Source organism: Brevibacterium sp. LS14, assembly GCF_012027885.1.
GTDB classification, from domain to species: domain Bacteria; phylum Actinomycetota; class Actinomycetes; order Actinomycetales; family Brevibacteriaceae; genus Brevibacterium; species Brevibacterium casei.
Map to the genome: position 1 here is coordinate 1 of NZ_SJXG01000057.1, position 26,559 is coordinate 26,559.

24 protein-coding genes are annotated in these 26,559 nt (G+C 67.9%); 14 read left to right on the forward strand and 10 right to left on the reverse strand.

All coding sequences use genetic code 11. The features are described 5' to 3' along the window. Window positions 1–7: 7 nt before the first annotated feature. Window positions 8–1,042, reverse strand: coding sequence for an IS30 family transposase (locus tag EZE58_RS13410; RefSeq protein WP_009381402.1), 1,035 nt, complete (start codon window positions 1,040–1,042; stop codon window positions 8–10). Then, on the reverse strand, window positions 931–1,965 hold the full coding sequence (locus tag EZE58_RS13415; RefSeq protein WP_346773188.1) for an amino acid carrier protein: 1,035 nt from the start codon (window positions 1,963–1,965) through the stop codon (window positions 931–933). The genes EZE58_RS13410 and EZE58_RS13415 overlap by 112 nt, the downstream gene beginning before the upstream one ends. A gap of 309 nt (window positions 1,966–2,274) precedes the next feature. Between EZE58_RS13415 and EZE58_RS13420 the strand changes: the two genes are divergently transcribed. From EZE58_RS13420 to EZE58_RS13435, 4 genes are all read left to right on the forward strand, one after another. Continuing rightward, entirely contained in the window at window positions 2,275–3,909 is a 1,635-nt protein-coding gene (locus tag EZE58_RS13420) for an ABC transporter substrate-binding protein (protein WP_063249646.1), read from the forward strand. A gap of 147 nt (window positions 3,910–4,056) precedes the next feature. Next, window positions 4,057–5,142, forward strand: coding sequence for an ABC transporter permease (locus EZE58_RS13425; protein WP_009378817.1), 1,086 nt, complete (start codon window positions 4,057–4,059; stop codon window positions 5,140–5,142). Then, a complete protein-coding gene (locus EZE58_RS13430; protein WP_223289893.1) occupies window positions 5,142–6,188 on the forward strand; it encodes an ABC transporter permease in 1,047 nt (348 codons plus the stop codon). Before EZE58_RS13425 ends, EZE58_RS13430 begins: the two co-directional genes overlap by 1 nt. Then, on the forward strand, window positions 6,185–8,074 hold the full coding sequence (locus EZE58_RS13435; RefSeq protein ID WP_205772280.1) for an ABC transporter ATP-binding protein: 1,890 nt from the start codon (window positions 6,185–6,187) through the stop codon (window positions 8,072–8,074). The genes EZE58_RS13430 and EZE58_RS13435 overlap by 4 nt, the downstream gene beginning before the upstream one ends. 104 nt (window positions 8,075–8,178) lie before the next feature. Here EZE58_RS13435 and EZE58_RS13440 read toward each other — a convergent pair whose 3' ends face one another. Beyond that, window positions 8,179–8,838, reverse strand: coding sequence for a TetR/AcrR family transcriptional regulator (locus tag EZE58_RS13440; RefSeq protein WP_009378823.1), 660 nt, complete (start codon window positions 8,836–8,838; stop codon window positions 8,179–8,181). A 370-nt stretch (window positions 8,839–9,208) separates the two neighbouring features. On the opposite strand from EZE58_RS13440, the gene EZE58_RS13445 reads away from it, so the two are divergent. Beyond that, the gene (locus tag EZE58_RS13445) at window positions 9,209–9,784 is read left to right on the forward strand and encodes an NAD(P)H-dependent oxidoreductase (protein WP_144587658.1); all 576 of its coding nucleotides are present in this window, start codon (window positions 9,209–9,211) and stop codon (window positions 9,782–9,784) included. Window positions 9,785–10,042: 258 nt separating this feature from the next. Next, a complete protein-coding gene (locus tag EZE58_RS13450) occupies window positions 10,043–10,804 on the forward strand; it encodes a 3-hydroxyacyl-CoA dehydrogenase (protein ID WP_063249649.1) in 762 nt (253 codons plus the stop codon). 78 nt (window positions 10,805–10,882) lie between these two features. On the opposite strand, the gene EZE58_RS17735 is transcribed toward EZE58_RS13450, so the two are convergent. From EZE58_RS17735 to EZE58_RS13465, 3 genes are all read right to left on the reverse strand, one after another. After that, complete coding sequence (locus EZE58_RS17735; protein WP_009378829.1) at window positions 10,883–11,548, reverse strand: response regulator transcription factor; 666 nt, start codon at window positions 11,546–11,548, stop codon at window positions 10,883–10,885. Continuing rightward, window positions 11,545–13,002, reverse strand: coding sequence for a histidine kinase (locus EZE58_RS13460; protein WP_009378831.1), 1,458 nt, complete (start codon window positions 13,000–13,002; stop codon window positions 11,545–11,547). Before EZE58_RS13460 ends, EZE58_RS17735 begins: the two co-directional genes overlap by 4 nt. Window positions 13,003–13,122: 120 nt before the next feature. Then, on the reverse strand, window positions 13,123–14,499 hold the full coding sequence (locus tag EZE58_RS13465; RefSeq protein WP_167560720.1) for a beta-eliminating lyase-related protein: 1,377 nt from the start codon (window positions 14,497–14,499) through the stop codon (window positions 13,123–13,125). A gap of 439 nt (window positions 14,500–14,938) precedes the next feature. Between EZE58_RS13465 and EZE58_RS13470 the strand changes: the two genes are divergently transcribed. Both EZE58_RS13470 and EZE58_RS13475 read left to right on the forward strand, forming a co-directional pair. Beyond that, window positions 14,939–15,502 (forward strand): hypothetical protein, encoded by a 564-nt coding sequence (locus tag EZE58_RS13470; RefSeq protein WP_063249654.1) that lies wholly within the window; start codon window positions 14,939–14,941, stop codon window positions 15,500–15,502. A 38-nt stretch (window positions 15,503–15,540) separates the two neighbouring features. Next, complete coding sequence (locus tag EZE58_RS13475) at window positions 15,541–15,951, forward strand: hypothetical protein (protein ID WP_167560721.1); 411 nt, start codon at window positions 15,541–15,543, stop codon at window positions 15,949–15,951. Between the two features lie 184 nt (window positions 15,952–16,135). On the opposite strand, the gene EZE58_RS13480 is transcribed toward EZE58_RS13475, so the two are convergent. From EZE58_RS13480 to EZE58_RS13490, 3 genes are all read right to left on the reverse strand, one after another. Continuing rightward, window positions 16,136–17,167, reverse strand: coding sequence for a nitronate monooxygenase (locus tag EZE58_RS13480; RefSeq protein ID WP_167560723.1), 1,032 nt, complete (start codon window positions 17,165–17,167; stop codon window positions 16,136–16,138). 126 nt (window positions 17,168–17,293) lie between these two features. Further along, a complete protein-coding gene (locus tag EZE58_RS13485; RefSeq protein WP_009378838.1) occupies window positions 17,294–17,812 on the reverse strand; it encodes an SRPBCC domain-containing protein in 519 nt (172 codons plus the stop codon). Continuing rightward, complete coding sequence (locus tag EZE58_RS13490; RefSeq protein ID WP_081591015.1) at window positions 17,809–18,246, reverse strand: metalloregulator ArsR/SmtB family transcription factor; 438 nt, start codon at window positions 18,244–18,246, stop codon at window positions 17,809–17,811. Before EZE58_RS13490 ends, EZE58_RS13485 begins: the two co-directional genes overlap by 4 nt. A gap of 280 nt (window positions 18,247–18,526) precedes the next feature. Here EZE58_RS13490 and EZE58_RS13495 point away from each other — a divergent pair, with 280 nt between their 5' ends. The 5 genes from EZE58_RS13495 to EZE58_RS13515 all read left to right on the forward strand — a co-directional run bounded on the left by EZE58_RS13495 (window position 18,527) and on the right by EZE58_RS13515 (window position 24,806). After that, entirely contained in the window at window positions 18,527–19,804 is a 1,278-nt protein-coding gene (locus tag EZE58_RS13495) for an aminotransferase class I/II-fold pyridoxal phosphate-dependent enzyme (protein WP_009378841.1), read from the forward strand. 439 nt (window positions 19,805–20,243) lie between these two features. After that, window positions 20,244–22,289, forward strand: coding sequence for a sensor histidine kinase (locus EZE58_RS13500; protein WP_167560725.1), 2,046 nt, complete (start codon window positions 20,244–20,246; stop codon window positions 22,287–22,289). Next, window positions 22,277–22,921, forward strand: coding sequence for a response regulator (locus EZE58_RS13505; RefSeq protein ID WP_009378844.1), 645 nt, complete (start codon window positions 22,277–22,279; stop codon window positions 22,919–22,921). Before EZE58_RS13500 ends, EZE58_RS13505 begins: the two co-directional genes overlap by 13 nt. A gap of 2 nt (window positions 22,922–22,923) precedes the next feature. Then, window positions 22,924–23,919 (forward strand): DUF4097 family beta strand repeat-containing protein, encoded by a 996-nt coding sequence (locus EZE58_RS13510; protein ID WP_063249660.1) that lies wholly within the window; start codon window positions 22,924–22,926, stop codon window positions 23,917–23,919. A 98-nt stretch (window positions 23,920–24,017) separates the two neighbouring features. Then, window positions 24,018–24,806 (forward strand): SDR family oxidoreductase, encoded by a 789-nt coding sequence (locus tag EZE58_RS13515; RefSeq protein WP_009378848.1) that lies wholly within the window; start codon window positions 24,018–24,020, stop codon window positions 24,804–24,806. 6 nt (window positions 24,807–24,812) lie between these two features. Here EZE58_RS13515 and EZE58_RS13520 read toward each other — a convergent pair whose 3' ends face one another. Further along, entirely contained in the window at window positions 24,813–25,754 is a 942-nt protein-coding gene (locus EZE58_RS13520; RefSeq protein WP_009378850.1) for a capsular polysaccharide synthesis protein, read from the reverse strand. 164 nt (window positions 25,755–25,918) lie between these two features. On the opposite strand from EZE58_RS13520, the gene EZE58_RS13525 reads away from it, so the two are divergent. Further along, complete coding sequence (locus EZE58_RS13525; protein ID WP_009378852.1) at window positions 25,919–26,464, forward strand: YetF domain-containing protein; 546 nt, start codon at window positions 25,919–25,921, stop codon at window positions 26,462–26,464. Window positions 26,465–26,559: the final 95 nt, after the last annotated feature.

Below are 26,559 nucleotides of genomic sequence, written 5' to 3' on the forward strand. Positions count from 1 at the left end.
GGCGATGTCAAGGCGTCGAAGCAACATGGGGCTCGCCGGCGAGCAGTCGAGCGAATGCCTCGGTGGGCGTGAGATAGCCCAGTCGGCGGCGGGGTCGATTGTTGATCTCCTCGGCGATGGTGGTGAGGTAGGGCTGGTGATCGGGGATCACCGTGCCCTTGGGCAGATACTCCCGGTAGAGCCGGTTCGTGTTCTCGTTGCTGGGCCTCTGCCAGGGCGAGTGGGGATCGGCGAAGTAGACCGGCATCGCCGTGGCCAGGGAGACCTTCGCGTGCTGGGCCATCTCGCTGCCCTGGTCCCACGCCAACGATGCCTTCATCATCTCGGGCAGGTCGTTGAAAAACTCGATGACCGCGTCAGCGGTTGGCTCGGCGTGTTTCGAGGGCAGGGCCAGCAGCCCGGTGAACCCGCTCATCCGCTCCACCAGCGTCGCCGCGCACGAGGTGCCGTTCTTCCCGATGATCAGGTCACCCTCCCAGTGCCCCGGCACCCGACGCTGGGCGGCGTCCTCACCTCGCTCCGCGATCGGGACCATACCTACGATTGGGCCACCGCGCGTCCGCCCGGTCGTACGTGGTCGGCGCTTGGTCCGCTTGGACTGCAGGAAGATGCCCTTGCGGGCGAGCTCACCCTTCGGGATTGCGTAGATGTACTGGTAGATAGCCTCACCGGAGACGGTTCGGCCGCGTGCGTCAGGAGAGTTCGCCATGCGTTCAACGGTCGGGTCTGTCGCCTCCAGACGCAACCGGCCCGCTATCTCGTTCGGCGTCCAGGACGCGGCCAGGTCGGCGTCCACCCTCGCCTGCAGCACCGGATCCCCCGCGACCTTCCGCTGCTGCGGGCGAGCTCGCCGACGCTGCGCTCTGACGTCTGCGGTCACGGCCTGGTAGCCGCGGGTCTTCGTCGAGTTCCGGTGAAGCTCCCGCGAGATCACCGACGGGCAACGCCCCAGGTGACGGGCGATCCTCCGCACCGACCAGCCCGCTTTCGAGGCCGCCGAGATCTCCGACCTGTCGCTGAACGACAACCCCACCCGCGCCATCTGCACACTCCACCGATCAGACCCCCGCCGACCGGGAGTGTTGCTTCGACGCTATGACACCACCGGGGACCGGTGCCCTGACCGGCCTCGTTCGAGTAGATGCCGCGCTGGACTCCCCACTGGACGGCGAGGCCGATGATGCCGCCGAAGGCCGCATCGGGAGCCGAGTCGATGCCGAAGGCGGAGGTGAAGATGAGCTGGAGGACCGGCACGATCTGGTCGGCGTTGATGAAGGTCACCGCGATGGCCGCGAGGATGTAGATGACGGCCATGAACGGCACGGCCAGCGACGCGAAGTGCGCGATGCGCTTGACGCCGCCGATGACGATGAAGGCCATGATGACGACGAGGGCAAGCGCCGTGACCCAGGTCGGCAGGTTCCACGCGTTGGTCACGGCGCCGCCGATGGCGCGCGACTGGACGCCCGGAAGGAGGAAGGACATCGCGAGGACGGTGACGGCGGCGAAGACGAAGCCGTAGACCTTGAAGAACTTTCCGAAGCGCGTCAGCTCGTAGGCCTTCTCGAGGTAGAAGGCGGGACCGCCGCGGTACTCACCGGTCTTCGGGTCCTTCTCCTTGTAGGTCTGGCCCAGGGTCGACTCGACGTAGGAGGTCGAAGCGCCGAGGAGGGCGGAGATCCACATCCACACGACGGCACCGGGTCCGCCGAAGCCGATCGCGGTCGCCACACCGGCGATGTTGCCGACGCCGACGCGTCCGGCCAGCGACATCGAGAGAGCCTGGAACGAGGAGACGCCGTCCTCGGAGCTCTTGCCGCGGAACATCTGGGTGAAGATGGTCTTGACCTTGCGGATCTGGACGGCGCGGGAGCGGATCGTGAAGTACACGCCTGCGCCGAGGCAGAGGTAGACAAGCCACGAGGACCAGATGATCCCGTTGATCCATTCGATGACTGCGGACACGTTCTTCCAATCGTTGATGCGTGCGTTGGTGCTGGCTGCGCGAGTCGGGCTCCCGACTCGAAGCGCTCACTTCGAAAGAAGGTTGTGGCTTCGCTGTGAGCCACCTCATAAGTGAAGCCCATTGTGAGCTGGGACGCAAATTGGCCGGTGAGGCCCGACAATCCGGGAAACTCTTGGTTGCGAAACGGTCTCAGTATCCCTCTCCGCGAGGCCGTTGGTTCACTATCTGGGACGGAATCCGTATGATGTGACGCGGATCTCTCCGAGCAAAGACGACACGGAGAGCACATGTGACAGAACAGGATCACAATGAAACGTCGAACCGGCATCAAGGTCGCTGCCATCGCTGCGGCCGGCGCCCTGCTTCTCTCGGCATGCTCGACCTCGACCACCGGCGGTGGAGGCGGCGGCGAGGACGGCGGCGTCCTCACGGTGGGCACGACGGACAAGGTCACCGTCCTCGACCCGGCCGGAGCGTATGACAACGGCACCTCTCTCGTCGAGCAGCAGGTCTACCCGTTCCTCCTCGCCTACAAGCCCGGCACCGCCGAGCTCAACCCGTCGATCGCGGAGTCGGCGGACTTCACGGATCCGAAGAAGTACGAGGTCAAGCTCAAGGACGGCCTCAAGTTCGCCAACGGCAACGAACTCACCTCCTCGGATGTGAAGTTCTCCTTCGACCGGCAGATCAAGATCCAGGACCCCAACGGACCGTCGTCCCTCCTCGGCGGACTCGAATCGGTCGAGACCCCCGACGACAAGACCGTCGTCTTCAACCTCAAGCGCGACAACGACCAGACCTGGCCGGGCGTCCTCGCCTCGGCGGCGGGACCGATCGTCGACGAGGACGTCTTCTCGCCCACCGAGCTCACCCCTGACCAGGAGATCGTCGACGGCAAGGCCTTCTCAGGCCCTTACGTCATCGACGGCTTCAAGTTCAACGAGCTCATCACGTACAAGGCGTACCCGGACTATCAGGGCTACCTCGAGCCGGCGAAGACCGACACCGTGCAGATGAAGTACTACTCGGACGCGAACAACATGAAGCTCGACGTCGAGAAGGGCACGATCGACGTCGCGTGGCGCTCGCTGTCTGCCACCGACATCGAGGATCTCGGCAAGAACGACGACCTCACCGTCCACAAGGGACCCGGCGGCGAGATCCGCTACATCGTCTACAACATGGACACGATGCCCTTCGGTAAGAAGACCGACGACACCGACGAGAAGAAGGCGCTGGCCGTGCGCCAGGCGATGGCCGACTCGATCGACCGTCAGGCCGTGGCCAGCCAGGTCTACAAGGACACCTACACCCCGCTCTACTCCTACGTCCCCGAAGGACTGCCGGGCGCGAACGAATCGCTCAAGTCCGCCTACGGCGACGGCAAGGGCGGCGCGGACGTCGAGAAGGCGAAGAAGACGCTCGAGGACGCCGGCGTGACAACCCCGGTCGAACTCAACCTCCAGTACAACCCCGACCACTACGGTCCCTCCTCGGGCGACGAGTACGCCCTGATCAAGGATCAGCTCGACAAGACCGGCCTGTTCAAGGTCAACCTCCAGTCGACGGAATGGGTCCAGTACTCAGAGGACCGCACGGCCGACGTCTATCCGATGTACCAGCTCGGGTGGTTCCCCGACTACTCGGATGCCGACAACTACCTCGTGCCGTTCTTCTACGACACGGATGAGACCCCGAGCTTCCTCGCCAACCACTACCGCAACGAGGAGATCAACAAGGAGCTCACCGATCAGGCGTCGATCGCCGACAAGGGCGAACGCGCCAAGGCGATCGAGGACATCCAGAACCAGCTCGCCGAGGAGCTGCCGACGCTGCCGTTGCTCCAGGGCAACCAGATCGCTGTCTCCGGCAAGGACGTGAAGGGCGTCGAGGACACCCTCGATCCCGCCTTCCAGTTCCGCTTGGCTCTGCTGAGCAAGTGAGCACTCCGACGCTCCGACCCGTGGCCGCCGGCAGGCGGCACGGGACCGAGCAGCGACGATCAGCCGGCTGACCGTCCCCGAGGTGCAGGTGTGACCCACCTGCACCTCGTGGCGCGTCCGCACCGAAAGACGAATCCCAAAGGAACCATGTCTGCAGCCATCAGCCAACCCGAGGCGGCCGAACCGACCGCAGCGGTGAAGAAGTCCTCCGGGACCGGACTGGGACGCTACGTCCTCATCCGCTTCCTCCTCATCATTCCGACGATCTTCATCCTCACCACCCTGGTGTTCTTCCTCATGCGGATCACCGGTGATCCGATCACCGCGGCCCTCGGCGGCCGCCTCACCCAGGACCAGCTGGCCGAACGCGTCGCCGCCGCCGGCTACGACCGCCCCATTCTCGTCCAGTACTTCGAGTACATGGGCAACCTGCTCCGCGGGGATTTCGGGACGACGATCTCCGACGGCCGCCCGGTCACCGAGATCCTCCTCACCTACGGTGCGGCCACCGTCGAACTCGTCTTCTACGCGCTCATCGTCGCCTTCATCATCGGCATTCCACTCGGCATGCTCGCCGCCTACAAGCGGGACAAGGCCCCCGACGCCGCGCTGCGCATCCTCGCGATCCTCGGTTACGCCACCCCCGTGTTCTTCGCCGGCATGATCCTCAAGCTCATCTTCGGCGTCTACTTCCCGATCCTGCCGGTGGCCGGTCGCGGCACGACGGAGACCGAGTACATCATGTCCGGAGTCGTCGGACCGACCGGCTTCTACATCATCGATGCGCTGCGGATCGGCAACTTCGAGGTCCTCGGCGACGTCCTCGCCCACGCTGTGCTGCCCGCGCTCGCGCTCGGCATCCTCACCGCCGGCGTCTTCCTCCGGCTCGTGCGCACGAACCTCATCGGCACCCTCGGCCAGCAGTACATCGACTCCGGACGCTCCCGCGGCATCTCCGAGTTCCGCCTGGTCACCAAGCACGCCTACCGGCCCGCGCTCATCCCGATCGTCACGGTCATGGGCATGCAGATCGCGCTCATGCTCGCCGGCGCCGTGCTCACCGAGACGACGTTCGAATGGAAGGGCATCGGCTTCAAGCTCGCCGAGTACCTCACGGCCCGCGACTTCGTCGCCGTCCAGGGCATCGTCGTCATGCTCGCCGTCATCGTGGCGTTCACGAACTTCATCGTCGACGTCATCGCCGCCTTCATCGACCCCCGAGTGAGGTACTGATGTCTGAGAACACAGAGAAGTTCGCCGAGGCGGCCCCCGGTTCCGGTGTCCCTGCCGTCGTCCTCGACGAGAAGGCGAAGAAGTCGTGGTGGACCCGTCTGCCCATCGTCTCCCACCTGCGGCAGTCCGTCGGACTGCAGCGGGGCATGCTCATCACCGGTCTCGTGCTCTGCGGGATCGTCCTCATCTGCGCGATCTTCGCGCCTCTCATCGCCCCCTACGGCTTCAACCAGCTCGGCACTGCGGAAGGGAACTTCGGGGCCACCCAGCCGCCGAGTCCTGAGCACATCTGGGGCACGACCGTCGGCGGCTACGATGTCTTCTCCCGGGTCGTCTGGGGTGCCCAGACCGCGGTCGCCGTCATTGTCGTCGCCGTCGCCGCCTCGCTCTTCGCCGGGGTCATCCTGGGGCTGATCTCCGGGTACCTCGGCGGGTGGCTCGACCGGATCCTCGTCGTCATCGCCGACGCCGTCTACGCATTCCCGACCCTGCTGCTCGCCCTCGTCATGGCGATCGCGATCTCCGGCGGGCAGTCGAGCGCGTGGGGCGGCATCGCTGCGGCGGCGCTGTCGATCACCGTCGTCTTCATCCCGCAGTACTTCCGCGTCGTCCGCGCGGAGACCCTGCGACTCAAGGCCGAACCGTTCGTCGAATCGGCGATCGTCCTCGGCGCGTCGAAGACGCGGATCATCGGCAAGCACATCTTCCGGAATGCGACGCGGACGCTGCCGCTCATCTTCACACTCAACTCGTCCGAGGCGATCCTCACCCTCGCTGGGCTCGGGTTCCTCGGATTCGGCATCGAACCCACCTCGGCGGCGGAATGGGGATACGACCTCAACAAGGCCCTGCCGGACGTCACCAGCGGTGTGTGGTGGACCTCGGTGTTCCCAGGTCTGGCGATCGTGCTCACCGTCCTCGGGATCACGCTCGTCGGGGAGTCGATGAACGACCTCAACGATCCGCGTCTGCGCGTGCGCAGGAAGGCGAAGACGAAGGCCGGTGCCGCCGGCGCCCGCGACTGGAAGGCGGAGGCCCGCGCATGAGCGGCAACGACAGGATGATGAAGACCCTCGACGGCGCTGACGGCGCGATCGAGACGCCCGGAAGCGCCCGCACCGTCGACGGCGGACAGCCCATCCTCGACGTCGATCACCTCGACGTCACCTTCTCCACCGACGCCGGCGACGTCCATGCGGTCAAGGACGTGTCCCTGGCCGTGAGCCCGGGCGAAGTGCTCGCGATCGTCGGAGAGTCCGGTTCAGGCAAGACGGTCACCGCACGGTCCATCCTCGGCCTCCTTCCGGAGACGGCGCAGCGGTCTGGGGCCGTCGTGCTCTCGGGCAGCGATGTGCTCGCCGTCAGCGCCGAGGAGCTGCGAGAGATGCGCGGGTCCGATGTCGCGATGGTCTTCCAGGAGCCGTCGACGGCACTCAACCCCGTCTTCACGGTCGGATGGCAGATCGCCGAGGGACTGCGCGCCCACCACCGAAAGGCGAGCCGGGCCGAGCTCAAGGCGAAGGTCGTCGCAGCGATGGAGCAGGTGGGCATCCCCGACGCCGAGCACCGCTTCGACTACTATCCGCACCAGTTCTCAGGCGGACAGAAGCAGCGCATCGTCATCGCGATGGCGCTCGCCCTCGGTGCCAAGCTCATCGTCGCCGACGAGCCGACCACGGCTCTCGACGTCACGGTCCAGGCCGAGATCCTCGACCTGCTCCGCGAGCTGCGCGATGAGACGGGCACAGCGATCGTCCTCATCACCCACAACATGGGCGTCGTCGCCGACCTCGCCGACCGGGTGGCCGTGATGTACCGCGGCGACCTCATCGAGGTCTCGCCCGTGAGGACGCTCTTCAGCGACCCCAGGGAGCAGTACACCCGCGACCTGCTCGCGGCCGTGCCGAAGCTCGGCTCGACCGTCGTCGGCAGCCGCAAGGCCGCCGCGGCCGCCGACCGGGACGCAGGAGTGGGCCGGGGCGCGGCGGACGACCGGGCCGCCGTGGTTGACCGGGCACCGGGCCCTGCGGCAGGGGAGGGGAGCTTCGGCACAACCGCCTCGGCGAGGGCACCGGAACGGACGGCCGCCTCGGCGGGGGATTCCGTCGTCGTCGCAAACGGACTCGACATCGTCTATCCGGGCGGGCTGGGACGGCCGGACTTCCACGCGGTGAAGTCGGTGAGCTTCGAGATCCGCGCGGGCGAGGTCTACGGGCTCGTCGGCGAATCGGGATCGGGCAAGACGACGATCGGGCGCGCGATTGCGGGTCTGACCAGGGCGAGCGGAGGCAGCCTTTCGGTGCTCGGGCATGAGATGGTCGGGTTCAGGGAGCGGTCGTTCCGGTCGATCCGCAAGCGCATCGGGTTCGTCTTCCAGGACCCGGCGGCCTCGTTCAACCCGCATCTGACGATCGGGGAGTGCATCGCGGAGCCGTTCGCGATCCACCGGCCGGAGTTGAGCGTGCGCGATCGCGGGGCCAGGGTGCTCGAACTCCTCGATTCGGTGCAGCTGCCGGCGGACTATGCCGGGCGCTACCCGCACGAGCTCTCGGGCGGTCAGCGGCAGCGGGCCTCGCTCGCGCGCGGTCTCGCGCTCGATCCCGAGCTGCTCATCGCCGACGAGCCGACATCGGCGCTCGACGTGTCCGTGCAGGCGAAGGTGCTCGAGCTCTTCGTCGAGCTGCAGAACCGCTTCGACTTCGCGGCACTGTTCATCAGCCACGACCTCGCGGTCGTCGACATGCTCTCGGATCGCATCGGCGTGCTCTACCACGGCAGGCTGCTCGAGGAGGGCACGGGCGAGCAGGTGCTCGGGTCGCCGAGCAACGACTACACGAAGCGGCTCATCGCCTCCCTGCCGGTGCCCGACCCGGTCGAGCAGGCGCAGCGGCGGGAGGCGGCCCGGCGGCTGCGGGCCGCGGCGGGGGCGTAGGCGTCTGGCAACCCTCTGGGTGCTGGGGGACCCTGCGCGGGTTGCCCAGCGCCCGGAGGGGTGCCGCGGTGGAAACGCGCGAACCGGAGGGTTGCTGCCTGCGGCTACTTGCTCTCGGCGATGAAGTCGAGCATGCCCGCCTCGTTGACGGGCAGGGCGAGGAGGCGGTCGAGTTCGGCCTCATCGGCGTCGATGCCGACGATGCGCATCGCGTAGAGCGTGAACTCGCGTTCGATCTGGTCGGATTCGAGGCCGCCGCCGGGGCGGAACCAGATCGAGAGCGAATTGCAGATCGAGAGGATCGCCCGGGTCGCGAGCTGGGCGTGGCTGACGCGGAACTGGCCTGAGGCGATGCCCGCCTCGATGATGTCACCGAGCACCGCCCGCGCCTCGCGCTGCAGGGTCTTGATCCGGGCGGCGTTCTCGCCGTCGAGGCGCTCGGTGTCGCGCAGAAGCACGGTGGAGACGGAGACGTTGGCCATCCGGTAGCGGGAGAGGTAGCGGACCGAGACGGCGAGCTGGTCGACGGGGTCGTCGCCCACCTCGGCGACGACAGCCCGCGAGTGGTCGATGTACCACGTGTAGGCGGTGTGGACGAGCTCGTACAGGGCTTCCTGCTTGGACGGGAAGTAGTAGTAGAGGGCGGAGAGACTCAGCCCCGCCGCCTGCGCGATGTCGCGGATCGATGCTCCGTCGAAGCCCTTCGTGGCGAACGTGTCGCGAGCCGAGCGGAGGATGTTGTTGCGGCCGTTCGTTGCTCTCACGGGACCTCGCTCCTCAATCATCGACGATCGAACAATCTTTCATGTGCCCCTCGACAATACCGCAGATCGACCCGCCTGCCGCGGTAGTCCCCGGGCAATCCGCGGCATCGGGCGCAACCCGCCCGCGGCCGCACCCTGCCCCCAACTCCACCCCGCACCCAACCGCACTCCGCCTTACCCGCACCCCGCCACCAGCCGCGCAGTGACGAGGCTCACACCCTGGTCGCGGAATGATGCAAATTTCAACGACGTTGGGCATGGATGTGCCGCCCGAGTGCGGCACACCGATCGAACCGGGGCCGACCACCGGCCCTTCTCCCGGTCGGTTCGGCACAGCCGCGCACCACCGACCCGACAGCGAAGGACGTCCATGCTCACAATCGCCATCATCCCCGGAACCACCCGTCCCGGAGCCCTCAACCCGCAGGTCGTCCAGTGGGTCAGCGACCAGCTCGCCGGCCGCGACGACGTGACCGCCGAGGTCGTCGACTTCGGCGCCTTCGACCTCCCGCTCCTCGATGAGGTCATCCCGGCCGGTGCGAAGCGCTACGAGAACGCCCACACCAAGGCCTGGGGTGCGAAGCTCGACGAGTTCGACGCCTTCATCTTCGTCACTCCCGAGTACAACCACTCGATCTCCGGTTCCCTGAAGAACGCCCTCGACTTCGTCGCTACCGAGTTCAACCACAAGGTCGCCGGCATCGTCAACTACGGCGCCGACAAGGGTGTGCGCGCCGCTGAGCACCTGCGCCACATCCTCGCGAACTACAAGGTCGCCGTCGTCCGCGACCAGGCCTCCTTCAGCATCTTCACCGACGTCGCCGACGGCACCTTCGCCCCGACCGAGGTCTCCGCGGCGCCGTTCGCCTCGATGGTCGACGACCTCGTCGCGTGGGGCGGTGCCCTCAAGGGCGTGCGCGAGGCACGCCAGTCGCTCACCGTCTGAGATCGATCGGCACCCTCGCCGAGCCGGCCGACCACGGTCGAGCGCCGAGTTCCGTCAGCGTGACGGCGGTCGTCGACCACGACCCGCAGCCCGTCTGCCCTCCCGGCAGGCGGGCTGCGCCGTCTTCCCGGCCTGGCCGGGGCCCATGCGCCCACCCCACCGTGACCTGGGCGACACCGCTGGGATACAGTCGAGCCAGTGAACGATCGCTCAGGTGCGGTTTCGCCTGGGCGCCGCCCCTCGCAGCGAAGGACACCCATGGAACTCACCGACACCGTCGCCCTCGTCACCGGCGGAGCCTCCGGGCTCGGCCGCGCCACCACCGAACGCCTGCTCGCCGCCGGTGCCCAGGTCGTCATGGTCGACCTCAACGCCGAGGTGGGGGAGCAGGTCGCGAACGAACTCGGCGACCGTGCCCACTTCGTCGCAGCCGACGTCACCGATGAGGCGCAGGTCCAGGCGGCCGTCGACACGGCGACCGGACTCGGATCGCTGCGCGTCGTCGTCAACTGCGCGGGCGTCGCGACCCCGGGCAAGCTCGTGTCGAAGAAGGGCCCGCTGCCCCTCGAGGCGTTCTCCAAGGTCATGGCCATCAACGTCGTCGGCACCATCAACGTCTGCCGTCTCGCCGCCGCCGCTATGCAGCAGGAGGAGCCCGTCGGCGAGGAGCGCGGCGTCATCGTCAACACCGCCTCGGTCGCGGCCTTCGACGGGCAGATCGGCCAGATCGCCTACTCCGCGTCGAAGGGCGCCGTCGCCGCGGTCACCCTCCCCATGGCCCGTGAGCTCGCCGCCTCCCTCATCCGCGTGGTGACGATCGCCCCCGGCATCTTCGAGACCCCGATGATGGCAGGCCTGCCCGCCGAGGCGCAGGAATCCCTCGGCAAGTCCGTGCCCCATCCCGCCCGGCTGGGCAGGCCCGCCGAGTACGCACAGCTCGTCGAGTCGATCGTGGAGAATCCCATGCTCAACGGGGAGACGATCCGCCTCGACGGCGCGATCCGTATGGCTCCGAAGTGAGCTGAAGCGACTCACGGCACCGAGCAGCGCGAGGCCGTCCCACGCACCGTGGGGCGGCCTCGGCGCATCTGCGCCCGGTCAGCGTGATTCGTTGACGAGGAGGGCGAGCTGCACCCGGGTGCTCACCTCGAGTTTGTCGAAGATGCGGGCCAGATGCGTCTTCACCGTCGCCGTGGAGACGAAGAGCGAACGCGCCACCTGCGCATTCGTCATCCCCTGGGCGACCGCCTCGGCGATCTCACGCTCCCTGGCGGTGAGCACGGCAAGGGGGTCCGGACGCCGTTCACCGCTGTCTCCCCAGGTAAGGCCTCCCGTCGAGGTGGAGGATCCCGAGCGGTCGAGCAGGGAGTCGATGACACCGGGGGAGAGCGCCCGAGTGCCGCCGGCGGCCGCTCGGACGGCGTGGATGAGTTCGTCGGGCGGAGTGTCCTTGAGGAGGTAGCCGGCCGCGCCGGCACTCAGCGCTCGGAGCACGAAGTCGTCGGTGCCGAAGGCGGTGAGGACGAGGACCTCGGGATGTGTTGCCTGCGCGAGGAGCGTGCGCGTGGCCTCGAGGCCGTCCATGACGGGCATCCGCAGGTCCATGAGGATGAGATCGGGTGAGAATTCCCTGGCCAGGGCGATGGCCTCTTCACCGTTGGCCGCCTCGGCGACGATGTCGATGTCCGGTGCGGCGCCGAGGAGGAGGCGCAGGCCCGAGCGCATGAGCGACTCGTCGTCGGCGATGATGATCCTGATCGTCACGGGCGCTCCTCGCCGGTCGGTTCGGTGGGTGCGTCCTCGGGGGTCTGGGTATGCGTAGGAGTGCCGGACGGGCCGACGGCAGGCTGCGCCGATGGTTCGACCTCGGCGGGAGTAGCAAGCCCCGTTGCTGGGAGTGTCGCGCGGAGGACGAAGTCGTCTCCTCTGCTCACGGTCAGAGTCCCACCCATTGCCTCCATCCTCTCGCGCAGACCGAGCAGACCCAGCCCGGACCCGGTCACCAGTGATGACGGTTTCGCCGCTCCGGCCTCCGCCCCGGCTGCTCGGCGCGGGTTGCTCGCCGTGAGGACGAGCGTCTCGGGGTTCTCATCTGCGGCGACGGTGATCCGCAGGCGTTCGCCGGGGGCGTGCTTGACGGCGTTGGTGATCGCCTCCTGGACGAAGCGGTAGATCGTCGTCCGCTCGAGAGCCCCGAGATCCTGCAGTGTGGCTGCGGACAGCGGTGGCTGGTAGTCGAGGGTGACGGTGTCCGCGCGGGTGCGGACGAGGCGGTCGAGGTCGGGGTCGACGACGGTGCCCTGGTCATCCCCGCGCAGCATCGTGAGCACTTCGCGGAGTTCGACGCCGGACCGGCGGGCGCTGCCGGCGATGAGGCGCGCACTCTCGCGCACGGAGTCGGCGTCGAGGTCTTCGCGCACGGACAGAGCGCCGGCGTACATCGCGATGACGCTGAGGTGGTGCGAGAGCGAATCGTGCATGTCGCGGGCGATGCCCCGACGCACCTCGGCGATCGCTCGCTCCTGCCGAGCCTGTCCACGCAGCAAGGTCTGGGCGGCGGAGTCGATGAAGCCCTGCTCTCGCGCCCCGCGGATGACGCCGATGACGACGATGATGGACAGTGACGAGAGGTTGAAGAGATAGACGGGCAGCTGGAAGCCGCCGAGTGCGACAGGCGTGATGACGTAGGCGCTCGTCAGCGCCGCAATCGACACGAGAAGTGTCGAGATTGTGAGCAGCCAGCTGCGCCGTGCGCACAACGTGATCATGAGAAGCCCCGACGAGGCGATGCCGAGGACGCCGATCGTCCCGAAAGCGACCCCGATAAGGCCGAGGGTGACGGCAATCCATCCTCCGGTGCGTCGTTGCAGCGATTCAACCGAACCATCCCGGTCGAGGAACTTCTCGCCGCCGCGTCCGCTCGCCGCCAGGAAGTCCCGCAGCTTCTCGGCTGCGAGGACTTTGGGCCGCAATGTCGAGCGCGGAACGGTCCGCCCGTTGAGCCAGAGGACGACGGGCAGACACGCGACGGAGATCGCCCCGAAAACGATGTGGATGGCGATCTCGACGTTCCGGCTGGCCTCGTCGACGTCGGGATCGTTCGGGTTGGACCAGTTGGCCGCAATGAGGCCGGCGACGATGAGCGCACCGATGACGAAGCAGATCGCCGTCCAGACGACGACGCGGATGACGCGATTGCGGCGATTGGTCAGGGGCACTCTTCGACGATACCCGGGCGACCACCTCGGCGGGGTCGGCCGAAAGGATGAAAGCGGGCTGACGTCGGGGAGCCGGCCGGCCGCGGACCCGGGTGGCGAGCACCCCGCGGGCAGCGCCGCTCACGCTGTGAAGCGGACTCCGGTGAAGTCCTTCCGCCACGCGGCGACCTCGTCGGCGATTTCCCGGAGCACCACCTCGGCGGGGGTGTCTGAGATCGATCCGGGATCCGCGGGAGTCCGGGCGGTGTCGAGGGCGCGGGCGATGTATCCGGCCAGCCGGGGCATGTCGGACGCCGTCATGCCGCGCCGGACGATCTCCGGGGTGCCGAGGCGGATGCCGTTCTGGTCGCCGGGCACCTCGGGGACGGGCAGGCCGATGCCCGAGGTGAGGATGCCGGCCTTCTCGAGCACCCGCGCACCCCGCGTGCCGCCGCCGAACGGTGCGGCGAGCAGGGCGAACTGGTGGGAGTCGGTGAACCCGCGTACGCACTGGAAGGGGACAGCTCCCGCCTCGGCGAGGGCGTCGGCCAGGGCGCTCGCGCACGCCCGCATCTGCGAGGCGTAGTCGGTGCCGGTCGCGATCCAGTCGGCGAGGGTGACACCGAGGGCCGCGACGGCCGCGGCATCGAAATTCGCGGTCATGCCGGGGAAGGCGATGGCGTCGATGCGTTCGGACAGCTCCGCGTCGTTGCTGAGCAGGAGGCCGTGGGTCGGTCCGCCGAGGCTCTTGTACGTGCTCATCGACATGAGGTGCGCGCCCTCGTCGAGGGGGTTCGCCCACTGCCCGCCGGCGATCATCCCGCTCAGGTGCGCGGCGTCGAAGAGGACTCGGGCGCCGACCTCGTCGGCGATCTCCCGGACCTTCGCGACTGGGTGCTCAAAGAGGTTGAGCGAACCGCCGATCGTGATGAGCGACGGCCGCACCTCGCGGGCGAGGGCTGCCAGGGCATCGATGTCGTACGTGTAGTGGGCGACGTCGACGGGAGCTCCGACCGTAGTCAGACCGTAGAGTCCCGCGGCACCGGCGGCGTGATGGGTGACATGGCCGCCGATCGTCGCCGGTGACGCGATGATCGTCTCGCCTGGTGAAGAGGTCGCCATGAAGGCGAAGAGGTTCGCCATCGCCCCGCTGGGCACCCGCACCTCGGCGAAGTCGGCGTGGAAGAGGCGGGCGGCGAGCTCGGCGGTGATGACCTCGACCTGCTCGATGTGCTCGAGACCCATCTCGTACTTCGCCCCCGCATACCCGAGCGAGGTCCGCGACGCCGATCCTCCCGCCAGCAGTGCCGCCGCCCTGGGATTGAGCACGTTCGACGCGGGATTGAGGTTGAACGCCTCCTCGTCGTGGAGGCGCTCGGAGGCCGCCATGAGGTCCTCGATCGTCTCAACCACCGTGGGCATTTGAGCGGTGCCGCCCTCGCCGAGGCGGTCGCCGGCGATCTCCTCGATGCGCGCACGGCTCTCGGTGGGGATCCATGGGCGGGTCGTCTGGTGCACGGTGGGACTCCTTCGTCTCTGTGGTCCGGGGTTGCCGGCGGCAGTGGGCAGGGCCTCGCTCCCGGCAACCCTCCGGTCGCTCAGCCACCTGGTGCCACCGGTGACTGCGCCCGGAAGATTGCCGAATCGCGGCGCTGCGGCCTCGAGATCGATCCTAATGAGCGCGGGGCGCGCTGAGACCAGCCGATCGCTGAGAGTCCCGATAACGTACCTGTGCGAGAAATCGAACGATCAGGGGCGGGCGGCGAGCACGCGAACCCGCGGCGCGGCCCCGCTCGCCCGCGCGGCCCCGCGACTTCTGGACCCCCAGTGTCGATCGGTGAGCTCAGAATCGACACTGCGCGTCCTCGACTCGACGGTGAGCCGCTTCGTTGCCGTGCGCTGAAGGCTCCTCATTGAGTGGAGTGCAGGAGGAGTGCCTGAGTGACATACTCGGATCATGGCGAGGACGTGGTTGTCCGTGGCGGTCGAACTCCTCGGCGGGAGAGGTCACGAGTTGTGGCCGCCGCCGGGTCGAACGTTCGCGGTCGGCCCGGCGCATACCTTCGATGACCTCGCCGACGCCATCAACACCGCTTTCGCGAGGTGGGATCGCGGACACCTCTCGCTGTTCGACCTCGCCGACGGGAACATCGTCACCGATGTCGAGTCGGGGATCGAGCTGGCCGATTCCACTGCGGGACCGACGAGCCGGGCATTCGACAGCGCCAGGGCGAAGGTGACAAAGCTCCTCAAGCCCGGAGACGTTTGCAGGTTCACCTTCGATCTGGGCGACCGATGGGTCCATCAGTGCACCGTGCACTCCCCCAAGATCGACCCCGCGATCACCCTCGGAATCGTCCCCGCGGCGCCGTTGCCCTACTGGGGGTGGGGCACCATTCCGGACCAGTACGGCCGGAGGACCGCGGACGACGACGGTTCGGGGAAGGTCCGTGAGCGGCCGAATCACCGACATCCCATGCTCGACTTCGCATGGCCGCACCACGAGGATCGTCCCCGCTGAGCCCAGACTCTCGACTTCTGGACCCCCAGTGTCGATCGGTGAGCTCAGAATCGACACTGCACGTCCTCGACTCGGCCGCGGAGGCGCGTCCGGTGTCTACCGTGCGAAGCGGAGAACATCTGCTTTCGCGAAGCTCTCCGAACTGGCCGGTGCAATGCCAGAATGACTACATGTGGTTTATCGGGATCATTGTCTTTGCGTTCGTCGTCTCTCTGCTGATCGGAATTGCCCTTCACCCTGTGCGTTTCTTGGTCAACTCAGTGCGAGTGATTCTCTTCCTCATCGCATTGGGAACGACTTTCGTGTATTTCGTCGAGCGCGACAATCTGTCCGAATCCAGCCGTACGGACATTCTGTGGTTGATGGCAGCGATGTACGGCGCCTGGATGCTGACGTTATTCCTCCCCTGGCTGGTCAGGGTACTTTTCGCGATGCGCAGCCGGGATTGAGACGAGTCCACGGTTCGGTAGCCGACCGCCAACAGGGTGTGCGCGCTTCGACACTTGTTCGCGCCATAACCAACGGACTTCTGGACCCCCAGTGTCGATCGGTGAGCTCAGAATCGACACTGCGCGTCCTCGACTCGACGGCGAACTCGGTATCTACCGGGCGACTCGACGGGAGAGGGCGACCCTAGCGTGCGAAGCGGGTGCCGAGCTGCTTGACGATCGTCTCCGCCGAGCCCGGCACGGCCCACCGGTGGCCGGTGCCCGCCCAGAGGTGAAGGAGGTTCGGGTCACCCGAAGCCTTCGCCTCGGCGCGCAGGCCCTTCGTGAGGTGGTGCACGGCTGGGTAGGCGTCGAGGGCGACCTCGTCGAATTCGCGGACGAAGTCGTTGACGAGCGCACGAGCCGGGCGACCCGTGAACGCCCTGGTCAGGCCGGTCTCCGAGTACTTCTCCGCATCCTGGAGCGCGGCCCGATGCGGCGCCGAAGTGCCCGCCTCGTCGGCGAGGAGCAGCAGGGTCCCGACGACGACCGCGCTCGCCCCCGCATCGAGGAGCTCCCCGACCGCCTCGGCCCCGTCGACTCCGCCGCCGGCCGCAATGGGCAGGTCCACCTCGGCGAGGATCTCCCGGACGAGATCAGCAGTCGGCCGATCCTCGATCTCCCGCGTCGGATCCGCGGTGCCCGAATGCCCGCCCGCACGCGGACCCTGGACGATGAGGGCGTCGACGCCGCGAGCAGCGGCCTCGCGGGCTTCGCCCACCGTCGTCACGGTGGCGACGAGGTGGGTGCCGACCGCGTGGAGGCGGTCGACCACCTCGGCGGTGGGGAGGTTGAAGGTCATCGAGACCAAGGGCACGGGATGGGCGACGAGCCAGTCGACCTTCGCGTCATAGTGGTCATCGTCGTCGACGGGCTCGGTTTCGAGGGTGACCCCGTGCTCGGCGGCGAGCGGTTCGAGGGCGGTGGCGAAGCGGTCGAAGGCGGCGCGGTCGAGCGGCACGGGGTTCGGGGCGAAGAGGTTGACCCCGAAGGTCTCGGAGGTCTCGCGCATCCGCTCGACGAGCGGGGCGAGCGCCTCGGCGGTGAGGTAGCCGCCGGCGACGAAGGGGAAGCCGCCCGCAGCGGCGACGGCCGCGCTGAGTTCGGGGGTCGTCGTCCCGCCGGCCATAGGGGCGCCGATGATCGGCAACGGCGTTGTCTCGAAGGCGATGGTCATGGTGTCGACTCCTGACGTCGGGTGATGCCATCGTCTCATCCGAGCAGCCCCGCCGCAGGAATGGCCACCGGCCGGGACGGCTTCGGTTCAGTGTGGACGCTGGGGCGGGAAGAACGCCCGCGGAACTCAGCGTTCGACGAGTCTGGCGAGCGCCTCGGTGACGGTGCCCCATCCTTCGAAGAATCCGAGCTCCTCATGCAGGGCGCGCTGCTCGGGGCTGGCATGCCGGACGATGGCACGGTAGTCGGTGCCGAACTCGCTGTCGCCGAGGATGATCTCCGTCGTCATCGTCACGGGAGCGGGCTGCGCGGGATGCCAGGAGCTGTCGACAGCATTGGTGAAGACGAGGCGGGTGTCCTCCTCGATGCGGAGGAAGACCGCGTCGACGTGCGAGGTGAAGGTCTGCCCGTCCTCGCTCATCCGGGTGACGAACGCGCCGCCGGGGCGGAGGTCGAGCGCGTCGACGCGGAGGACGAGTGGGGAGGGGATCCACCACTGGACGAGCTGCGCCGGATCGGTCCACGCGGACCAGACGGCCTGGCGCGGGGCGCGGATGATGCGTTCGATCATGAGGTCGCGGTCGGGGTCGATGCCGGTGTCGAAGTCGGTATCGGGGCCGAGTCCGAAGTCAGGGGTCGAGGTCATGGCGTCTCCTTGGGGTGTGGGTGAGTGGTCGGGGGTGTGGTCGGGGAAGAGCGGTCGGCAGCGGAGGCAGGGTGGTCGGATGAGGCCGTTGGAGCAGATGAGTCGGGCGCCGAGGTCCCGGTGACGAAGGCGTCGAGTCGGTCGGTGGCGGCCTCCCAGCTGCGGCGCTGGGTCTCGAGCCATCGGTCGACGACGGCGAGTCGGTTCTCGTTGAGCACACAGGTGCGCACCCGCCCGGTCTTGCGGGTCGTGATGAGCCCGCACGATTCGAGGGTGCGGACATGTTTGAGGAACGACGGCATCGACATGCTCAGTGGTTCGGCGAGTTCGCTGATGCTCGCCGGGCCGTGGCCGAGTCTGGCGACGACGGCGCGTCGGGTGGGATCGGCGAGTGCGGTGAACACCTCGTCGAGCTCCTCCGAATGGTTAGCCATGTGGCTAAGTATTGCACGGCGCGCGGGGAATGGGAAGGGCTGGGTCCACGAGTGGGCGCACCGCCTCGGTGAGGCGGATTCGCTGACCTCCCGATCGTCGGCTCGCCGTCGCTCCGCGGTGTGAAGCGGAACCCGTATGACGGTTCGTGACGGGAGAAGTCGCACACATGACGCTCGGTGACTTCACGGGACGCGGTCGGCTCCTCGCGCACCGTCGTCGACACAGACTGGTGGGACTTCGACAGCCGCGTCGAAGGTCATCAGAGAGGAAGGATCTGCCGTGAGCTCACTCGACCGCAGCTCGACAGACCGCAGCGGGGTCTCGACCCGCTCGGTGCACGCCGGCGCCGCCCCGGAATCGCACACTGGTTCCGTCGTCGCCCCGATCTTCCAGACCTCGACCTTCGAGATGGACGTCCCGGGCGTGCCCCGGGCCGGCTTCGACTACGCGCGCACGGGCACCCCGAACCGCAGCGACCTCGAAGAGGTGCTGTGCAACCTCGAAGGGGCGGCGTACGCGGCGGCCGTGAACTCGGGAACGTCGGCCGAGGTCGCCGTGTTCTCCGCTCTGCTCGGTCCCGGCGACGAGATCATCATCCCCCGCGATGTCTACGGCGGAACGTATCGGCTGCTCAAGAATGAGTACGAGCGCTGGGGCGTCGTCATCCGCACCGTCGACCTCACCGACGCCGAGGCGCTGGAAACGGCGATCACCGACCGCACCGCGATCGTCTGGGCCGAGACCCCGAGCAACCCCGGCCTCGACGTCATCGACATCGTCGAGACCGCCCGCATCGCCCATGCCCACAATGCTCTCCTCGCCGTCGATTCGACGTTCGCGACCCCGTACCTGCAGCGTCCGATCGAGCTCGGCGCCGACCTCGTCATCCACTCGACGACGAAGTTCATCAACGGCCATTCCGATGTCATCGGCGGGGCCGTGCTCGCCGGTGACGGGCAGACCTGTCCCCGCGCCGCCGAGGTGATCGACCGTCTCACCAGCCACTTCGCATCCGTGGGGCTGGGGATCTCCCCTTTCGACGCGTGGTTGACACGGCGCGGGATCAAGACCCTGCCCGTTCGCATGGCCGCGCACTGCGCGAACGCGCAGGCCGTGGCCGAATGGCTCGAGGGGCGTCCGGAGATCGCCGAGGTGTTCTACCCCGGACTGCCCTCACACCCGGGCCACGAGATCGCGAAGAAGCAGATGAGCGGGTTCGGGGGAGTGGTCTCCTTCTCCACCGACACCGAGGAGCGGGCGCTCAAGCTCGTGCAGAGCACCGAGCTCATCACCCTGGCCGAGTCGCTCGGCGGGGTCGAGTCCCTCATCGACCACCCGGCGACGATGACGCATCTCGCCGTCGCCGACTGCGAACTGAGCGTCTCCGGTCGCTTCATCCGCCTGTCGGTCGGCATCGAGGACATCGAGGACATCCTCGCCGACCTCGACGCGGCGCTGGCCAAGACGAACGCGTTCGCAGCGTCTGGCGAAGACGCCGCCAGCCGGTCGAAAGCGCAGGCTAAGACAGCTCCGGCCCCCGCACTTCAGATCGTCTAGCCTCCCGCCGGAGAGTCTGCGCCGCAATGCCGTCCGCGCCCGGCTCACCATCGCGAGCGCCGGTGCCCTGACGCCCCCCACACCACGAGCGTCACGTCCTACGTCTGCACACGTAGGACATGGCGCTCGATGGATGAGGTGAATTGCTCAGGGTTGTGTGAGACGCTCCGGCGGCGAAGTGGCGCTCCAGGGAGGGCGTGATGTTCCAGGGGTCATTCGGAGTGGAGAGTGTGAGGCGGCCTGAACGCGCTCGACTTCAGGTCGATCTGGACAGGAAATCGCGTCGATTCTCTGCCCATTTCGCCCAGGAGACGCCGTCAGGGGTGGCGCGGAACGAAGGCCCAAGGAGCGGAAGCGCTCCAGCGCGGGGGAAAACCCGACTCGGTCGCGGCGGTCAACGTGCTGTCGCCCGGACACCCGCCCGCGTAGCGTATTCGGTATGAGTGAGAAGACCCCCGAGCATCCGCAGGAACCGGAGCCGACCGGCTCCATGCCTGCAGAAGCTCAGCACCCCCACGGCGACAGTGCGCCACAGGCCACCGAAGCCGGGCAGTTCCGCACCACCCCGCTCGACCTCGAGGTTCCCTTCACCACCCCGCGGCCCGGTTGGACCCACCCCGCCGAGGCGGCCGACGGCTTCGAGGGCAGTGCTGAGTCACCGACTCGGGAGTACCCTCACACTCAGGCCTACGATCCGTCGCGATTCCCCGCCGCCGGCAACCCGAGCCCCGCCGCCGGCAACCCGAGCCCCGCCGCCAGCGACCCGACTCAGGCCTACGGCACTCCTGCACAGACCTACATCGGCGCCGCACAGCATCCTGCCGGCGCACAGCCGCCGATGCCGCCCCGCGTCGAGCACGCGCTGCCCGGCGCTGAGCACCCCGGCCAGTACGCGTCCGCATCGTACGGTCCCGGCGGCCCGGTCTCCGGCCCGGGTCGACCGGCGCCGTCGCGCCCGTCCCCGCAGCGCGTCGACGCTCCGGGTGCGCAGTACCCGACCCAGTCAGGGCCCCAGCCTGGCCCGCACGCGGGACCCTTCCCAGGACAGAGCCCCCACCAGGAACAGAATCCCTTCCCGGGGCAGAGCCCCTACCCGGGACAGGTCCGGCTCCAACCGCCGCGACCGCCTCGGCGGAAGAAGCCCCGCCCGAACGACCTCGTCATGGTTCCGGTCACCGGACCCATGCCGCTGAGCCGCACCGATGTCACCGACATCCCTCCGGAGGGCCCGATCGACTGGCCGAAGCGGCCGGTCGGCGTCGTCGGGGTCGCGAACCTCTTCCTCTCCGCGGTCATGGCCATCCTCTGGGCGTGGATCCCCGTCGGGCTCCTCATCACCGGCATCGGCGGCATCTTCGCCCTCGGCCTCGGCGTCCTCGCGCTCATCCTCTGGGTGCTCGTCCAGCAGGTCGCCAACGTCTTCGAACGCTACCGCGCCGAACTCGTCTACGACGACAGAATCCCGGTGCCGACGGTCCCGCGCAGCACCCGCGAATCCGGGTTCGCCCGCTTCCTCCACAACCGGTGGCTGCTCGTGTCCTCGGGCTCGTTCTGGCGCTCGACCGCCCACCACTACGTCAAGATGCTCCTCGGCCTCGCCGTCGTCGGCGGCACGATCACCGGCATCTGCGGCGGCATCCTCGGCGTCTTCTCGGCGATCAACCCCGACGGGATCCCCGGCCTCTTCTTCGGCGGCGGTGAGAGCGGCCTGGGCCGCGTCGGCGTTGCGATCGGCTCGCTCATCATCCTCGCCAGCTCGCTCGCCATCCTCTGGTTCGCCCCGTATCTCGACCGTGCGCTCGACCGCAGCCTTCTGCCGCCGGCCCGCACCGCCGCCCTCCAGGCCGAGGTCTCCGAGCTCGACCGCGCCCGCATGGCCGGGATCGATGCGGCCGCCGCTGAGCGTCTGCGCATCGAACGCGACCTCCACGACGGCGCCCAGCCCCGCCTCGTCGCCCTGACGATGACCCTGGGCCTGGCGAAGTCGAAGATCGACTCCGACCCGGAACGTGCCAAAGAGCTCGTCGCCGAAGCCCACGCCGAGGCGAAGGGCATCGTCAACGAACTCCGCCAGCTCGCCCGCGGAATCCATCCCGCCGTCCTCACCGACCGCGGTCTCGACGCTGCGGTCTCCGCGCTCGCCGGCCGCTCACCGATCCCCGTCGAGGTCGACGTCCGCCTCGGCGGTCGGATCGAACGCGAAGCCGAAGCCGTCGCCTACTTCGTCGTCGCCGAGTGCCTGACGAACATCGCCAAGCACTCCGGTGCCACGCAGGCCAAGGTCGTCATCGCCCCCACCGAGGCGGGAGTCGAGATCGTCGTCACCGACAACGGTCATGGCGGAGCCCGGATCGACCGGTCGGGTCGGCACACCGGCATCGCCGGTCTCGTCGACCGGGTCGAGGCCGCCCGTGGGACACTGAACCTGACCAGCCCCGCAGGTGGGCCGACTACCATCGTTGTGGAGGTGCCATGCGCATCGTGATCGCCGAAGACTCAGCCATCCTCAGGGCCGGACTCGAACGACTCCTCGTCGACGCCGGACATGAGGTCATCGCGGCCGTGCCCGATGCCAATGAGCTGCTGGCGACCGTGAATACGATGCCCCCGGACCTCGCCGTCATCGACGTGCGCATGCCGCCGACGTTCACCGACGAGGGCATCCGCGCCGCGGTCCTCATCCGCAAGCAGAATCCGGACGTCAAGGTCCTCGTCTTCAGCCAGTACGTCGAGGAGCAGTACGCCTCCGAACTCATCGCCGAGAACACCGGCGGGTTCGGCTACCTGCTCAAGGACCGCGTCGCCGATGTCGAGGACTTCCTCTCCGCCGTCGACGAGGTCGCCAAGGGCGGAACCGTCCTCGACCCCGAGGTCGTCTCCCAGATCCTCGTGCGCACCCGCAAGACCGACGGGCTCTCGACGCTCAGTCCCCGCGAGCTCGAGGTCCTCCAGCTCATGGCCGAGGGCAAGTCGAACGCCGCGATCGCCGGCACCCTCTTCCTCAGCGCCGGAGCCGTCGAGAAGCACATCAGCTCGATCTTCACCAAGTTCGGACTCACCGCGGACACCTCGGACAACCGTCGCGTCCTCGCAGTCCTCACATTCCTCGGAGCATAGAAATGCCTGCCACCGTCCTCGTCAACCAGTCGGCCCGCACCGGACTGCGTGCCGTCCTCGTCATCGCCGCAGCGATCGTCCTGCTCATTCCGATCGCGATCAGCGTCGCCCACGGTGCCTCCCGGCTCGACTACACGAAGGTCGAGTCGAGTGAGCAGCTGGCCGCCTCGGCGAGAGACGTCCGCTTCTCCCTCGACACGGGAGCCTCGATCACGGTGAGGACGACCGATGCGGACACGGCGACGGTGACGATGACCGGGGTGGGTCCGCGCGATGACGTCCCGAAACTGCGTGTCGAGGAGACCAACGGCGAATCGGTGGTCACCGTCGACGACAGGAAGGTCTTCGAGAACGCCCGCATCGACGTCGCCATCCCCAAGGCGACGTCGAAGGACACCAACCTCACGTTCGCCGGCGGCCTCGGCGAAGTCGACGTCCGGGGGGAGTTCAATGACGTCAAGGCCGACACCGACGCCGGGTCGGTCTCGCTCGAGGGCGACTTCGAGAAGGTGCAGACGACGACCGACTGGGGTCAGACCCGGTTCAAGGGCAGCTTCGGATCGATCGAGGCGAAGTCCGACGTCGGCACCCTCGAAGGAACCGACCTCAAGGTCCGCGACCGAGTCGACGCGACGACCTCGACGGGGTCGATCGACCTCGACTTCTCCAATGAGATGGTCCCGACCTCGGGAATCACGGTCAAGGCCGACGAAGGCAAGATCGATCTCCGTCTGCCCCGCCTCGACCTCGTCAAAGAGCATATGAGCGCCGAGGCGGCCGGCCCCGACGACGGACGTGACGGTTCCGACGACGGCGGTGCCGAGGTCAAGGACCTCTTCTACCGGATCAACGCGACATCGAACCAGGGCAGCGTCGACCTCGCGAAGGACCTCGAGAAGTACGACGCGTCGAAGGATCCGAAGGACGCAGAAGGCAAAGCGGTCATCCCTGTCTCCGTCACCGCGGACACGGGCGCGATCACGATCGACCAGAACTGATTGAGCGGCGCGGCGGGCCACCGCTTTCGGCTCGACGACCGCAGCGCACGGTGCGACATCCGCCGCGCCCTGCTCGCCGGGCCACCGAAGGGAAGACAATGCAGGTCACGGTCTACGGAGCCACGGGAACCTTCGGCAGCCGACTCGTCACCCGGCTGCGGGCGATGGGGCATTCCGTCATCGCCGCTCACCGCGGGATCGGCGTCGACACGTACACCGGCGACGGGGTCACTGAGGCGGCGGTCGGCAGCGATGTCCTCGTCGACTGCGTCAACCTCCTGACGAACAACCGGCACCGGGCGCTCGACTTCTTCTCCCGCAGTGCGCGCTCGATCGCGTTGGCCGCGGCGGAGAATCCCGGTGCGGCGATGGTGTGCCTGTCGATCGCCTTCAAACCCACGGTCGCCGGATCCGCACTCTTCGGCTACTACCAGGGCAAGGACATGCAGGAGCGGGTCTACCGCAGGCTCGTGCCCGCCGACCAGCTCCTCATGTTCCGCTCGACCCAATGGTACGAACTCGCCGAGACGGCATCGGTGTCCGTCGGCCCGGTCGTCTTCGCCCCGAAGATGCGGGTGCGCGCCCTCGCCGCCGACGAAGCAGCCCGGATGATGGCAGAGGCCATCGATGCCGGAGAGCGCGGCACCGTCGAGGTGGCCGGACCAGAGATCAGCGACCTCGCCGCGATCGCCCGAGCCGTCGCCGAAGCGGAGGCGGGCCGCACCGGGGAACGGACCCAGGGCTTCGGCGTGGGGCGTCGGGGACGGACGCGGGCCCGCCGGGTCGTGCCCGTGCCGATTCCAGGACCGACGGCGGGAGACGGTCTCATCCCCGAGTCGCCGAGGCTCTCGACCGTCACCGTCGACGAATGGCTCGCCACCCGGTGAGGTGATTCAGACGTACGGGCCGATGAGGTGCCCGAGGACAGAGCCGTCGGGAACAGTGCCGTACTTGTAGCTGAGCTTCTGCAACGGTGCGACGGCGGCGATGTCGGTGAGCGTACCCGGTCGCCAGGGCTGCATCATCGCCATCTGGAGCAGATGCGCCGAGGTGGCCGAGAGCACCGGTGCTGCGTTCCACTGGCCGCGGGCTTCGGGCACGAGCACCTGGAGGACTTCGAAGATCCGGTGGTAGAGGAAGTAGTCGGGCAGGTCGTCGAAGTGGGTCCACCACTCATCGAGAGCGCGCCTCTGCAGGCCCAGCAGCACCGACTCCTTCTGCGAGGCGATGAACCAATTCGCGATGGACAGCTTCGTCCACCGGGGGAAGATCGTTCCCGCACGCAGATAGCGGCGCTGCAGTTCCTCGTCGAGGTTGTGTCCGACCCACGCCGTGGCGTCGAACCAGACGCCTCCATGCTCTTCGAGGATGCGGGTGCGGACGTAGTCGGAGAAGTGGGCCGGGCGTTCGTCCTCGAGGAGTTCGGCGATCCGGTCGGGAACGTCGATGAGTTCACGGACCGATTCTCCGTCGAGCACACGCAGCGCGGGATACGATTCCCTGATGTTTGCCAGGCACGCCTGGACGAGGGGTGGGGCCGTGTCGATCGGAGTGTTCCAGTAGGTGAACACACGGTCGGAGGGCACCGGCATTCCGCCGTACCGACGCCGTGCGGAGGTGCGAGCGCGGGCGGCTGCGAAGATCGGCGGGTCAGCGGGCAGTCCGACGCTGCGGCGCAGTTCTGGCAGGCGCGGCTGGATCACCCGGATGAGGCGCTCGTAGGTCTGCAGCGCCGCCACCGGGTCGATGGTCGAGGCGAACTGCGAGGAGCGCTCGATCTGCGCCTGCAGCCCGGCCAGCACCTTCTCAGGTGTGGGGTCCTTCGTCAGTCTCATTCTGTGCCGCTTCCGCTCGTCGACCGCTGCCGGCAAGAGCCGTTGTTCCGTCCGGCTCCCTTCACACCCTAGAGCAGGAGAGGCGTCTCCAGCCGGAATCGGCGGGTGAGGGGCGCGGGATCTCCGCCTCCCGCCGAGTAGGATCCGGTCGGGAGGTGGCCTGCATGGAATGGCACGAATACGGACTCGACGGCGTCGACGCCCTGCGCGTCGTCGTCTCCTGCGTCGTCTTCTACTTTGGCATCATCATCGTCGTCCGTCTCTTCGGGCAACGCGCCCTGGCGAGTCTCTCGAGCTTCGACCTGGCCGCGATCATCGCCCTCGGAGCCGTCGTGGGACGGGCGATCCTCGGCGACACCCCCACCCTCGTCGCCGGTGTCCTCGCCGTCGGGACGCTGCTCATCCTCCAGGCGGTGACCGGGCAGGCGCGGCGGAGCGCCCGCATCGAGGGCATCGTCAACAGCCCAGCGATCGTCCTCATGGCGGGAGAGGAGTTCCTCACCGACAACATGGCCCGCGCCCATGTCGATCGCGTCGAAGTGATCTCGAAGCTGCGGATGGCAGGCATCCGAGAGCTCTCCGAGGTCGCGTGCGTCATCCTCGAACCCACCGGCCAGATCAGTGTGATCAAGCGCGGCAGGCCGATCGACCCGGCGCTGCTCGATGGTGTCGTCGGGGCGGAGCGCATCCCCCGATCGGACATCGACTGACCGGCCGCACCCCACAGAACCGCATGCCCCGATGGGGCACCAGTCCGACCGGCTGGCCGGACATCGGGTGAGACGACGGCATCAGTCCGTATGAC